This is a genomic window from Natronorubrum halalkaliphilum (assembly GCF_009834785.1).
Classification (GTDB): Archaea; Halobacteriota; Halobacteria; order Halobacteriales; family Natrialbaceae; genus Natronorubrum; species Natronorubrum halalkaliphilum.
Genome location: NZ_WUYX01000017.1, coordinates 1 through 12,024 on the forward strand (window position 1 = coordinate 1; position 12,024 = coordinate 12,024).

Sequence of the window (12,024 nt, forward strand, 5' to 3'; positions counted from 1 at the left end):
TCCGCCCTCCCCGCCTTGAGTTATTCGTCTGTCGAAACCGGTCAACCGTCGATTTGTGGTGTGTCATAGTTCAAAGAAACTCCGACGCTGTTCGGCCTTCTGGCGCTCGCTACGCCGGTCGTAGTGCTTGTCGAGTATCTCCTCGCTCGCGTTCATCCGATCGGACACGAGGGAACGATCTTCGTCTGCCAGTCGATGCGCCGTCACCCGACCGCTCCGGACATCATGGGGCGACCGCGACGACGGGCACTTGCTATACTTCGAGTAGTGCGTTGCCTCACAGTCTTCGGGCTCGCGATCGTGTGGACACTCCTGACCGCGCCAACACGGTCGCGTAACTCGATAGAGCGTATTACGGCAGGCCGTCGTCGACACGCGACCGTGTTCGGTCGTCACGAGCGGGCGACGATCGTGCTCGTCGGTGACATCAACTCGCGGCCCGTTCCGACTCGTGAAATCTTCCAATACCTGCGCGACGTTCGGTCCGATCGCGTTCCACCGCTCGCCCTGCTCTTTGTTCTTCAACGGCGTCCCCGTCTCGGGACGATGGACAAAATGAACCGCCGGACCGTCGGCGCGCGGACGATCGCCCTCGAGGTCGAGATCACCGACATCCAGCGCACGCAACTCGCCGACGCGACACCCGGTGTGCCAGAGCATGAGAGCGATAACGTGTACCCGACTGGCGTACTCGTAGCGACCGAGCCAATCGACAATCTCGACGGCCCGGTCAGGATCAAGCGTGCTATCGCTCACGCCCTGACTCCCGTCCATCCGGGGGAGCGGGACCTGATCGTACAGCCCCTCTTTCACCGCGTCAATTTGAGCACAGAACCGTAGGAACGCCCGCAACGTCGCGAGATCGCCTCGCAATGTGACCGTCTTCAACTCCTCACCGGAGTAGCTGCCTTCGCGTCGCCAGATGCGATAAGCGTACAGATCACGGCCAGACAGCATATTCAGGTCCGCAATGCCTTCTTCATCGCACCACGCAACGAACGCCCGCAGGCGATAGTACTGGCCCTCGAGCGTCTTCTCGGACGTATCGTCGCTCCGCGACTCGAGGTACAAGTCAAGGGCCTCCGACGGCTCGAGCGACTCGAGTTCATCACTCACGGTCATCACCCTCCTCAGGAACCGGCGGTACGTGTGATGGAACGGGCCGCTCGTCACGGAACTCATCGACCATCCGTTCCTCGCGGCGCGTCCGACAGTGGTTGCAGACCGAGGGACGCGCCTGGTCGTCGATCTTCTCGTCGGGCTTGTAGCGAAGCGTCGCCTGGTCGCCGCAGTCGTAGCAGACGCCGTACAGGCTCATCGATCATCACGCCCCTGCCAGTTCTCGGCGAACCGCAGCGCGCTCATCGGCCCATCTTCGCAGTCGTCGCGTTCGAACAGTCGATCGCCGATCGCCGTCTGGAGCGCGGTACCCGACCGGTTCCGCGGCTCGGTTTCGGAAACGTGGTGGTCGTCGACGTGCTCGGCCAGCTGGTCGATCGCGTCGATCGTCTCGACGAGCACCGCGTTCTGATAACGGATCTCGGTCGCGATCGCCTCGAGAGCCTCCGCCTGCCGTTCCATCGCGTCGGCCTGGCGCTCCAGGGCGAGAAACTCGTCGCTCATCGAGTCACCTCGAGAGCGTTACTCTGGTTACAGTATCCGGTACGCTTACGGCCGATGCGTGCTATTTCGCTCATGGTCTCACACTTCTGGGACCGCGGACTCACCGCGCGCGCCACTGTTTGGAGACTGGGGCGCGTGCGGTCGCTGTCCGTCGGTGTTCTGTAACGACTGTACGCTGACCTCTTAGTCGTCGCCGTCCGATTTCCGAATTTCCGATAAAACTGATCTCGGACACTCACGTCTGCTCGAAGGTGTTGCTGACGGAATCGCTGATTTCCGTAAACGAATCCCTCGAGCGTGGGCCGTGGGCCGAGACTCGAGTCGTGCGATCGATCGGGGACTTTTTGCCCCGTGCGGTTGCGCGAATACATGTTTCCGTAGCTTTGGTACGGAAACCAGGCGGGCCGATGTCCCAAGCATCGGGTCCGCGTTTCTGACGTGAACCCGGCCGGGCAGCGGCGGGTCCGTCTGGCTTCCGTTGCGCTCACCCAGACACGGGGCCTACTTAATACTAACCCAACATTCCGTGTTCTATCGAACACCGAACGCAATTTGGTCGTTCGGATTTCGATATAAGTTAAATGGACCAATACGACGAGCGGGTATGCGCCCGCGGGTTGACTGGATGAATCAAACCGATAATCGGATTCTGGAATTACTCGATGAATCCGATTTAGCGCTGTCTCCCGCGGTTGTAGCGGTTAATCTGGATTATTCCCGAAACTGGGTTTCTCGTCGAATGAGCAAACTCGAGAAAAAAGGTCTGATCGAAAAATTCCGAGGGAGCTACTATCGAATAACTCCTCGCGGGCGAGCATACCTCGAGGGCGACCTCGAGGCCGAAGATTTGGAAGGCTAATTTCCGAAAGCCGCTTCACTCGATCGCTTCAGAAAACAATCAATATTCCGTGCTAATTGTGGGTGCGCGTCAGGACTCGTTAGTCACGAGAGAGACAACGGTGATGGCAAACAGATATTATCAGGCGGGGTAATCAGAAATGATAATCGCCGGCCAAAAAGAAAATCGCAAGAAGGCGGTGCTTCAAGGTCCCGCTGGAAGGTTTCTACCGGGACTTGATTATCAGGTGTGAAACCCTCTCACGATTCCAAAATGACAGTTCAAAGGTCACTATCCCTAATCTATATAACCCTGAAATGAACTGGTTGCTATCAGCACCAAAACGAACGGCGAGGAATGGTTGACGCCGGGATGGTTGTGGACTAACCCAATCCCCCATGCGTCGGACGGTGGTACCCGACCGCTGTGAATAAGCTTTCCGACCGTTCAGGGTGCGTGATCCATACATGGATTTGACCAAATACAAATCGAAGCTGATCGGAAACGAGAGTGAACGTGCAGTATCACCAGTCATAGGTGTCATACTTATGGTAGCTATCACTGTGATCCTCGCGGCTGTGATCGCTACGTTCGTGATGGGCATGGGTGATGACCTCGGTGATTCAACGCCGACAACGAACGTTGACGCGAACGTAAACAGTGACTGGGATGGGGATGAAAGTGGCGGTGAAGTTGAATTAGCCTATCTCTCGCATTCGACCGGAGACAGTATAGACATGGAGAATGTTCGTGTCGTTGTTCGTGATGATAACGGGGCACAAGTCGCCTCTGTCGATGGAGCCGACTTCGAGGCAGATCCTAGTGAAGACCCAGATAGTGACGGCGACGTCTACATCTACACCGAAGATGACGAATTTGACGCCGGTACTACACTCACCGTAAAGGCGGATAGTAACAGCAATGGCCTAGAGTATACTTCGAGCGGAGGCGATTTCACGCTGCAAGTCATCGATATTCCGTCAAGCACCACCATTCACGACACGACTCACGACCTACCAGAAAGTTCGTAACGTCGTAAATCGACAGAATTCATTTCTTTCGCAACGTAAAAATATCCTTGTGAGTTACCTGACTGATACTGTCTCGATCAAGGCTACGGTGGTTCAATCGAGTGTACACCATTTAATGTGGCTACTCGCAGTCTTTACTTACGGCATTGGTGATGTTGCGACAACGATGTATTTTATCGAAACGACTGCAGCCGTCGAAGGTCATCCGGCGATCGCTGCAGCGATCAACGTGGCCGGACTATGGATCTTGGTGCCCTGGAAAATTGGCGCGATTGTATTCCTATACGGATTCTATCGCATGACGCCCCATGAGTGGCGAATCGGAGTTCCGATTGGAACCTTCATTCTTGGATCAATATTGACACTCTGGAATCTGCATCTCGGAATCGTCGTACTGTAGAAACGCAAACGGTCGAAAGACCGTTCACGAGTGCATTGGGGCCGGTGGATTTGGATTCCGGCCCGGCCAACAGGTCCAATCCTCCCGTCGGCCGTATTACCCTCCTCGAGCCGTTAGGCCCGAGGTACCCGAGATATCCAACGCGGACCCAATCAATCTTCGGGTTCTACTGTTCGGCGGTATTCAACTCACCGATGGGAGCTGATCAGGCGTCAATTCCGTCGACTAATTCGAGCGTCCATTCCCCCTCACCAACGTGCCGAATATGGATGTGGTGATCGCCCTCGAGTTCGCCGTTTTCGTCGAGAATGCCTTCGACGCGCATGTCTCCTTTCGGAAGCGTGACGCCGACCGAATCCTGATCTAGTCGCCGAATTTTGTTCAGTGCCATACTCCGGCGAGCAACCCCACTTCTTATAAATCTTGGTGAACCTCTGGTTTCCCAAGGTAATCCGACGGTATCCCTGAGGATTTTGTCAGGTCGGGGAAAGCGGGCGTTCGTATGGCACTTAGCCTACCGCAGAATATGGTTCCCGGCTCGGTTCGCCGGGAAGACGGCATTGACCTGACAGACAGCATTCTCGCGCCGTTGTTCGTGATGGCGTCGTTCGCGATGGGGGCGGTCGGAACGTTCGAGTTCTTCGCTCCGTTCAACGTCTCGCTCACGGACGCGATCTACGCGGCTCACGGGACCGAGATCACGTACGCGTTCATCCTCTCGATGGGGATTCTCGTCGTCGCGTGGTTGACGAACGAGTCAACGCCGGAGGACTGGACCGACATCGAGACCGTCGTTGTGCTCCTGGCCGTGATCCTGAACATCCTGACCGGACTCGTGCCGGCCGTCTCGATCACGCTCGCCAGCATGTGGTACGTCGGCTGGTTCACGGTCATTCTGAACGCTGGCGCGTTCTACGTTATCGCTTACAAGTAACCCGCAGACACTCCAACAATGCAATTTTCGAAGATCACCACGGCGGTTGTTGCACTCTCACTCATCACTATCGGACTCGTCGGCTTCGCGGCGATCGGCGCGGCCGAAGACACGGAGCTGACCGAGCTCGAAAACACGACAGTCGAGACGACCGAGAATACCAGCTACGTTGAGCTAGATCTCGAGTTCGCCGAAGAGTTCACGAACACCGATTCCGAAGACGTTGCGCTGACGGTCTACGACGAGACCGAGTACAACGACTCCGAGATTGACGAGACGCCCGTGCTCGAGGACAGCGTAACCGGCTCGCCGAACGAGACGGTCACCAACGAGTACACTGTCGGCACGGAAGCCGAAGACGACCTTGAACCGGAAACCGAGTATCGCGCGATCATCGAAGTCGAGAACGAGGACCACATCGCAGGCGGCTACATCGCGGCCGACGACGAGACCGTTGGCGGCGTGATGTTCGGCGAAGACGCTGACAGCGTGCCCGGCTTCGGTGCCGGTATCGCGGTCGCCGCGGCGGCGATCGCGACGGCCGGCCTCGTCGCTCGCACTCGAGCGGGAGGTGCATGATGTCTTCGGCAGATGGATCGGCCCAACGCCCACAGCCCATGCCCACGGCTCACGAGGTCGTGGCCGGCTGCACGCTCAACCGGCGGGCGTTCCTTCAGGGCGCTGCGGCGACCGGGACCGCGGCGGCGATCGGCGCGGCCGGGACCGGCACGGTCGCGGCTGACGATGATCCTGGCCTCGTCGATGGACTCAAAGAGGCCGTCACGGGCGCGGCTACCGACCCGTCAATCGCGACAGTCGGCGGCCTCGGATTGGCCGTGTTCGTCGGTGCAACTGCCGTCGATACGATTTACGGGAACATTACCGAAGACCCGTCCGCTGACCGGCACATCCTGCACCAACTGGTCGATAGTGAGACGGACTCGATGGACTCACATTTCGTCAATTTCGGCAACTACATGAACGACACGCGGCCGATCGCCTCGCTCGAGGCGCGGCACGGAATGGCGCAAGCGTGGGAAGAAGGCGAAGGTTCGTCCGGCGGCTATGACCGCGCACTACAGCGGATTCGGCAATACTACGAATTGCCGGAGTTCAACCACCTGCACGCTGGAAACAAGGCGCTGCTGCAACTGAGCTACATCGCAAACAGCGGGATGGATACGGACCCGGTGTATCCGATCGCCGGGTCTGCTTACATCGACGGTGACAGCTCCGACACCATCCAAATGCGGATCACGAACGAACGCGAGGAAGTCGAATGGACGTTGCATGACGGCACTGTCGTCGATGAAAACGCATTCGACAATATCGACCACATCGATGGCGCTGATGGTGTCCCGACGACCCCGGTTATCGAGTTCGGCCCGTTCGACGAGTTCGACACGGCTGAACACTCTCAACCCATTACGCAGGACGTGCTCGACTCGTGGAGTGAGGACGGCCACCCGCTGCATGGAGGCGGCTACGTCACGTTTGAAGCCGACGACGGCACCGAGTACCAAACAGACCTGAAATTCGTCACGCAGGCCGTTGACGATGATGTTGATGACGACGATGACGATGACGACGATCCGACACAGTCGCAACGCGCCTTTGACGGCGCGGAATGGCTGCGTCTGTACGACCGAGTGAGCAATCTGTCGGACGACGTTGTTTCTCGGTACGATCAGGGCTTTGTCTCTGACATCTACGACGAATTGGAAGCCGGAAATATCACTCCCGAACAGGTCCGCAGTCCCGAAGGGATGGCTCGCTTCCTCTCTGGAACGGACGACCCGGCGAACGACCGTTTCAGGATCGCGTGGATGCAACAGTTCGGCTTCGCCCGAGCGGACATGACGGCCGTTAGCGGGATGAGCGTCAACTGGACGGGAGCGACAGACAGTTGGGTCGATAGTGATCCCGAACTCGACGACCGGCACGTCTACCCGGACGGCTACGTTGAAGACGTTGACTATTCCGGGGTGCTGTTCGGAACCGATGTTTCCGAAGACGGGTTCCAACCGGGCGGTAGATATGCCGTCGGACTCCCCGTCTACGTGGGTGCTGAGGACGAACTAATCGCTCTCGACCCGTCCGATGGAAGCCGCATATGGAAGTACACAAAACACTCCGACGATCTGAATGATGTCGAAGTGATGAGTGACGGAACCGCGGTGTTCACTGGGGCTGACGATGCCGAATTCCATTCAATCGACCCCAACGACGGGTCCCAAAACTGGACCTTCGACACTGAACAAAACCGTGCTGAACGGGCCGCACTGTCGCCTGACGAAGACATTCTGTGTGTCGGAGACGACGATGGCGGACTCTTTGGCCTCAACACCGACGACGGGAGCCAGCAGTGGCATGTCTCCGGGGCTGGCTCTACGACCCGCGGACTCGCCTACTCACCCGACGGAAACACCATCTACGCAACCTATAACGACAACGTTATCCAGTCGATCGACGCCAATGATAGGTCTGAGAATTGGTCTGTAGAGTTCTCTCTCGGAACTCCTCGCGACCTTCTGGCAGACGATGACTCGCTATTTGTGGCTTTTACAGATAGTGCGGTCATGTCACTTGATGCAACAGACGGTTCCGAAAATTGGACCTTCGACCAGTTAATCGACGGTAACAATGCGACGGGACTTGATCTGTTCAAGGACACCCTCTATGTCGCGTCATTCGAAGAAGTCGCCGCAGTCGCGGTTGACGACGGATCATCGAACTGGATTGCCAGCTTCGATGAAATGTACCCTAGCAGACTCAAAGTCGCACCCGGCGGCCAGTCTCTATTCATCGGAGGGTCTAACGGCCTGTGTAGAGCTTCTGCGTCGGATGGGTCTGTAGAATGGGAAATCGAACACGACGGAGCCGATTACCCGGCGATCCGACAGCCAGAGGGCGAAATCGACGGCTTGGCTGGCCGCTCGATCATGTTCGATGAATCGACCGACGACCGGCAGGGAGAGGGACAGGTCGATCTGTGGGACGGCGTTGTCGAAGTCAACGATATGTGGGACGCAAACGGCCACACAATCGAGCACACCGACGAACAGACGTTCGAGGATGTCGAGGCGCTCGAGGCGACCCCCGACTCAATCGACACGATCATCGACGAGATGGACGAGTTCGACTCGACCGACGACATTCGATTCATCCGTGACCTCGAACTGATCTTCGACCACTACGATGTGCCCGAGGACGACCGCGAGACAGTCTCTGTCAACGACCTCGATTACTCGAGTCCTGACTACGACAGCTATGACTCGAGCGAGTTCGCTGACGCGATGGCGGAACTTGAGGAAAAGATTGAACAAATCGAGGACGACGACGGCGACACCGAGGTAGAAGTCGGTCTTGGTTTCCCCGATCTCGGAGACTTCGAAGGCGCGGGAATGCTCGGACTCGGATTGATCGGCGTGGTCGTGCTCGCGGTCGTCGGGATCGTGACCGACCTCATTCCTGGCCTGGGGAACTAACCATGCGACGGATTTTCGTTTTCGTCACGCTGGTAGGCGTGGCGCTGGCGATGGGCATGGGCGTTGGGCCAGTCGTCGCACAGGACGCGGCGAACAACTCGAGCGACGAGCTCGAGGACGACGACGCAGCGATTGAATCGAGCGACGACTACTCGCGAGAAATCGACTCGGAGACGCGAATCGCTGATTGGTCGTACAACCCCGGCATGTTCGAAATCACGATAGAAGCGGACGACTCAACGACGGTTTCGATCACCGAGGGTGGCGACTACGACGAGGGAACGGGTTCGTTCAACTACCGAGAGTTCGACGTCGAGGAGGGAACGAACACGATCACCATGCCGGTCACCGATCGGCAGGGCGCGGGCGTCGCGATCGCGACCCGTCGCTCGCTGGCACAGGGTGGCGGCGCGACCGTCTCGACCGGGCAGGTTGAACAGAACCCGTTCCGTCACTTCGGCGGTGAAAGCGGGCTGTTCTCCGGGATCATCATGACCGTCTCGTTGGCCGGGATCGGTGCCTGGTACGTCGTCCGCAGCGAAGCCAGCGGGGTGGTGGACGCATGACCGAGACGAGTGGAACGTTCGGCTCCTGGTCGGATCGACTCACGCACATCGCGGCCGAGGGACAGCTGGTCGTCTTCGGCGTGCTGGTCTCGCTCGGCGCGGCGTTGATCTGGTTCCGGCCGTCGATCCCCGGCGTGCCGCCGATCGTCTTCGGCTGGTTCGCGGCGCTCCTGTTGCTCGGTCCGCCGCTGCTCGCGTTGTTCGTGACGGGCGCGCGGAAGCTCCGCGAGAATCGAATGGTCGAAGTCTATCACATCAACGGCGTCAGCGACGTTCGAGAGAAAAAGTACGTCTCGCCCGGCGTATGGGAAAACAAGACCGTCGAAGGACCGTCGCCGTACTCGGTCAACGACGGCGGCTCGTTCGAGGTTCGCGAGTTCGACTGGCATCCCGATCAGGGCGAGGACGGCACGCTGATCGTCCGCGGCTGTTACTTCAGCCAGATGGCCGACTCGAAACTCGTCACGACCAAAGCCATGCTCGAGGACATCCACGGCGACCTCGTTGACGCTTTTCTCGAGTACAACCGACTCCGGGGCCGAATCTCGAAGATGGGGCTCCAGATTCAGGGCGACGTAATCAACGAGGAAGCGGAAGCCGACGAGCGCGGACTGATGAACCCGCGGACGACGGTGAAGGAACGGTTCGAGTCGGCGAAATCCGACGCGGAAGCCCGCGACGTTGACGAGATCAAGGACGTGACTGAGTACGTCGAAGACTACAGCGACGAGCACGGTATCAACACGACCGGCGGGCCGCCGCAGACGCGCGCACAGGCCGCAGAACAGGCAGCTACCGACGGAGGAACGGACCAATGATTGAGACTATCGCCACAATCGGAGGAATCGCACTGTTCGCACTACTCGAGTTCGACCAATGGAGGACGGGTCGATGAGTGACGAACAGGACAACTTCACGGTCGGCGGATTTTCCGAGTGGCAACGTGGTGAACAGCAGCGGGAACCTGACGAGGTACTTCCTCACTCGGGATACGTCAGAGATGACCAAATCGACCGGCAAATGTCGGTTCGCGCAATCCATCACGATACCGACCGGTGGGATGGAGACGCACCAGCGAACTATCTCGGCGTACAGAAAAACAAAGACATTCTCTCGGTCGAGGGCGGTCAAACGGCACGACAGGCACTCGAGACCGGAGATACTGTCACACTGAAACACTTCATCGGTGACCCAGATCAACAGCACGACCTTGCCAACCTGCAAGCGATCCACCGACTCGAGAAGATCGTCAACGGACCAGCTCCGGTTATCGTTGTGCTCGGCAAAATGGGGGCTGGTAAATCCGACTTCGCCGGGCTAATCGGTGAGGTTCGGAATCATCTCGTCGACGGTCACATGAAAGTGGCATCGAATATCCAGACGCTACGGCGAAACGACGACTGGGTTCGTGAAGACGGCGCTGTTCACGACGGCTGGGTAACGAACTTCCCGCTGCTAAGCGAGTGGGTTGAGCAGGACGGCGAGCCGGTTCGCGTTGAGGACGGGGAAGTTGTCCGTCGGGAGCAGTCGCCGAAGCTGTTCGTTGGTGACGAGTTCTCGAGTGCCGGGTCTGGTTCCGGCGAGCAAGCACATCTGGTGCGGAAGCTGATGGGGCCGCTGGTGTTCAAAATCAGGAAGTACAACGGTGCGCTGATCTATATTGGCCATGACGAGTCAAGCATTCATCCGATGCTCTGGCGCGTCGGCACGATCATCAAGAAGGTCGACAAGAAGACGGCCCTCATTGCTGACCGAATCTCGAACGGGAATCTCCAAGATGTCGAGAAACTGCCGCTGAACGGCATTCCCAAGACCAACTGGAATATGGCGACCGAAGAGGCCTCAGACTGGTCGTGGACGGCTCCGTCGACAGAGGACGAAGCAGGCGATCCGCTCAACGACGACGACGCTAAGAAGGCGTTCATGTGGACACTGAAAGCGTGTCGTGACGAGGGGATGTCTCCCAACCAGGCTTCACAGTTCGTTCCGTTCTCTCACACGACGGTATACGACTGGTACGACGACTATGACGAGGGGGGAGAGAAGCGAAATTGGGTTGAAACCGTTGATCAGGTGATCGCATGACGGCGTCGGGTTTTCAAGGTTTAAACTTCAGGCGACCCCCCTTTAGTATAGTTGCGGCCCATGCCCATCGCTCGCTCCCTGCCGGGAGCGAAGCGACCGATGGGCGAGCAGCGGAGTTGTATATATATCGGCGCGCGGAGCGCGTGCATAGGTCTCTGAAGTCTGACATTTTTGAGAGTCGATTTCGAAAAAATCGCGTCGCGCGTGATGGGGGTCGATCGGCGTGACCGTCGCGCTCCGGTACCTCGTTGATGTGGCTCGATTCACAGCTGTCGATCTCGCTCACGAACTGCGGCGAGACTACGAGCGCGGCGTCTTCTCGAAACAGACGCTCGCGATGATCGGTGGCTCGAGCGCGGTCGCCGTCGCCGCGATCGCGAAGGGCGCGTTCGCGATCGGCGTGGTCGCTCTGTTGACCGCCGGCCTGTTCACCTACCAGCCGGCGCAAGCCGATCGGCGCTGGCGGGACGAGCGGAGGGACGACCCGTGAGGCTCCGTCGACGGCTATCGCGACACTCGGCAGATGTCGTGATTGGCCTGTTGCTCGCGACTGTCGCGGGCGGGCTGTGGGAGCTCCCTGCGGTCTTACTCGCGATTAAGCTGAACGTCTTCGCAATACCACTGGCGCTGGCCGGAGTGTTCGGATTCCCGCTGTGGACGTGGTACGTGATTTCCCTCATGTGGGCGTCTCAACTGCTGTACTACACGGGAACCGACATTCCCGAAACGATCGACCGCCTTCGCGAGTGGGAACGGCCGACCGTCCCGATCGGGCCGGAGGCCCAGCCCATCGAAACGGAGACTCATGAACCGGAGTAAGCGAGCGAATCACTTCGGAACGGCGTGTGAGAAACGAATGGCGAAGAAGCGGCGGTTCACGCTCGAGCGGGCCAGCTGGCACGACGCTCGGTTTCAGAACGGAACGCCGGTCGAGATCAAGAGCACGATGCTCGAGCACTCGGACGGCCAGCCGGGGAATTTCAAGGTCTATCGCGAGTACCACGAAAAGCTCCGGCGAGCGGACGGCTGGTACTGTTTCGTCGTCTACCGGCCACACGG

16 protein-coding genes are annotated in these 12,024 nt (G+C 58.5%); 12 read left to right on the forward strand and 4 right to left on the reverse strand.

The annotated features are described in order from the left end of the window. Window positions 1-63: 63 nt before the first annotated feature. The 3 genes from GS429_RS04250 to GS429_RS04260 are packed head-to-tail and all read right to left on the reverse strand — an operon-like array spanning window position 64 to window position 1,623. Entirely contained in the window at window positions 64-1,116 is a 1,053-nt protein-coding gene (locus GS429_RS04250) for a tyrosine-type recombinase/integrase (protein ID WP_328821236.1), read from the reverse strand. After that, window positions 1,109-1,318: a hypothetical protein gene (locus tag GS429_RS04255; RefSeq protein WP_160063053.1), complete on the reverse strand. Its 210-nt coding sequence runs from the start codon at window positions 1,316-1,318 to the stop codon at window positions 1,109-1,111. Before GS429_RS04255 ends, GS429_RS04250 begins: the two co-directional genes overlap by 8 nt. Then, window positions 1,315-1,623 carry a hypothetical protein gene (locus tag GS429_RS04260; RefSeq protein WP_160063055.1) on the reverse strand — a complete coding sequence of 103 codons (309 nt, stop codon included), beginning with the start codon at window positions 1,621-1,623 and terminating at the stop codon, window positions 1,315-1,317. The genes GS429_RS04255 and GS429_RS04260 overlap by 4 nt, the downstream gene beginning before the upstream one ends. Before the next feature lie 604 nt (window positions 1,624-2,227). Between GS429_RS04260 and GS429_RS04265 the strand changes: the two genes are divergently transcribed. The 3 genes from GS429_RS04265 (at window position 2,228) to GS429_RS04275 (ending at window position 3,892) form a co-directional block, all read left to right on the forward strand. Further along, entirely contained in the window at window positions 2,228-2,482 is a 255-nt protein-coding gene (locus GS429_RS04265) for a winged helix-turn-helix transcriptional regulator (protein WP_160063057.1), read from the forward strand. Between the two features lie 446 nt (window positions 2,483-2,928). Then, entirely contained in the window at window positions 2,929-3,492 is a 564-nt protein-coding gene (locus GS429_RS04270; RefSeq protein WP_160063059.1) for a type IV pilin domain-containing protein, read from the forward strand. Between the two features lie 49 nt (window positions 3,493-3,541). Then, window positions 3,542-3,892: a DUF5658 family protein gene (locus tag GS429_RS04275; RefSeq protein WP_328821235.1), complete on the forward strand. Its 351-nt coding sequence runs from the start codon at window positions 3,542-3,544 to the stop codon at window positions 3,890-3,892. Between the two features lie 205 nt (window positions 3,893-4,097). Here GS429_RS04275 and GS429_RS04280 read toward each other — a convergent pair whose 3' ends face one another. Next, the gene (locus GS429_RS04280) at window positions 4,098-4,283 is read right to left on the reverse strand and encodes a DUF8053 family protein (protein ID WP_160063061.1); all 186 of its coding nucleotides are present in this window, start codon (window positions 4,281-4,283) and stop codon (window positions 4,098-4,100) included. A 111-nt stretch (window positions 4,284-4,394) separates the two neighbouring features. Here GS429_RS04280 and GS429_RS04285 point away from each other — a divergent pair, with 111 nt between their 5' ends. From GS429_RS04285 to GS429_RS04325, 9 genes are all read left to right on the forward strand, one after another. Continuing rightward, window positions 4,395-4,826, forward strand: coding sequence for a DUF8023 family protein (locus GS429_RS04285; protein WP_160063063.1), 432 nt, complete (start codon window positions 4,395-4,397; stop codon window positions 4,824-4,826). 18 nt (window positions 4,827-4,844) lie between these two features. Then, window positions 4,845-5,405, forward strand: a complete 561-nt coding sequence (locus GS429_RS04290; RefSeq protein ID WP_160063065.1) for a hypothetical protein — start codon at window positions 4,845-4,847, stop codon at window positions 5,403-5,405. Further along, a complete protein-coding gene (locus tag GS429_RS04295; RefSeq protein ID WP_160063067.1) occupies window positions 5,405-8,314 on the forward strand; it encodes an Env/VP5 family phage fusion protein in 2,910 nt (969 codons plus the stop codon). Before GS429_RS04290 ends, GS429_RS04295 begins: the two co-directional genes overlap by 1 nt. 2 nt (window positions 8,315-8,316) lie before the next feature. Further along, entirely contained in the window at window positions 8,317-8,880 is a 564-nt protein-coding gene (locus GS429_RS04300) for a DUF8063 family protein (protein WP_160063069.1), read from the forward strand. Continuing rightward, window positions 8,877-9,698: a hypothetical protein gene (locus GS429_RS04305; RefSeq protein WP_160063071.1), complete on the forward strand. Its 822-nt coding sequence runs from the start codon at window positions 8,877-8,879 to the stop codon at window positions 9,696-9,698. The genes GS429_RS04300 and GS429_RS04305 overlap by 4 nt, the downstream gene beginning before the upstream one ends. 73 nt (window positions 9,699-9,771) lie before the next feature. Beyond that, on the forward strand, window positions 9,772-10,965 hold the full coding sequence (locus GS429_RS04310) for a hypothetical protein (protein ID WP_160063073.1): 1,194 nt from the start codon (window positions 9,772-9,774) through the stop codon (window positions 10,963-10,965). 223 nt (window positions 10,966-11,188) lie between these two features. After that, a complete protein-coding gene (locus tag GS429_RS04315) occupies window positions 11,189-11,455 on the forward strand; it encodes a hypothetical protein (RefSeq protein ID WP_235920732.1) in 267 nt (88 codons plus the stop codon). Between the two features lie 38 nt (window positions 11,456-11,493). Next, window positions 11,494-11,784, forward strand: coding sequence for a hypothetical protein (locus GS429_RS04320; RefSeq protein ID WP_160063075.1), 291 nt, complete (start codon window positions 11,494-11,496; stop codon window positions 11,782-11,784). Continuing rightward, the coding region (locus GS429_RS04325) for a PD-(D/E)XK family putative nuclease (RefSeq protein ID WP_160063077.1) at window positions 11,771-12,024 on the forward strand (254 nt) is incomplete at its 3' end. The genes GS429_RS04320 and GS429_RS04325, both read left to right, overlap by 14 nt.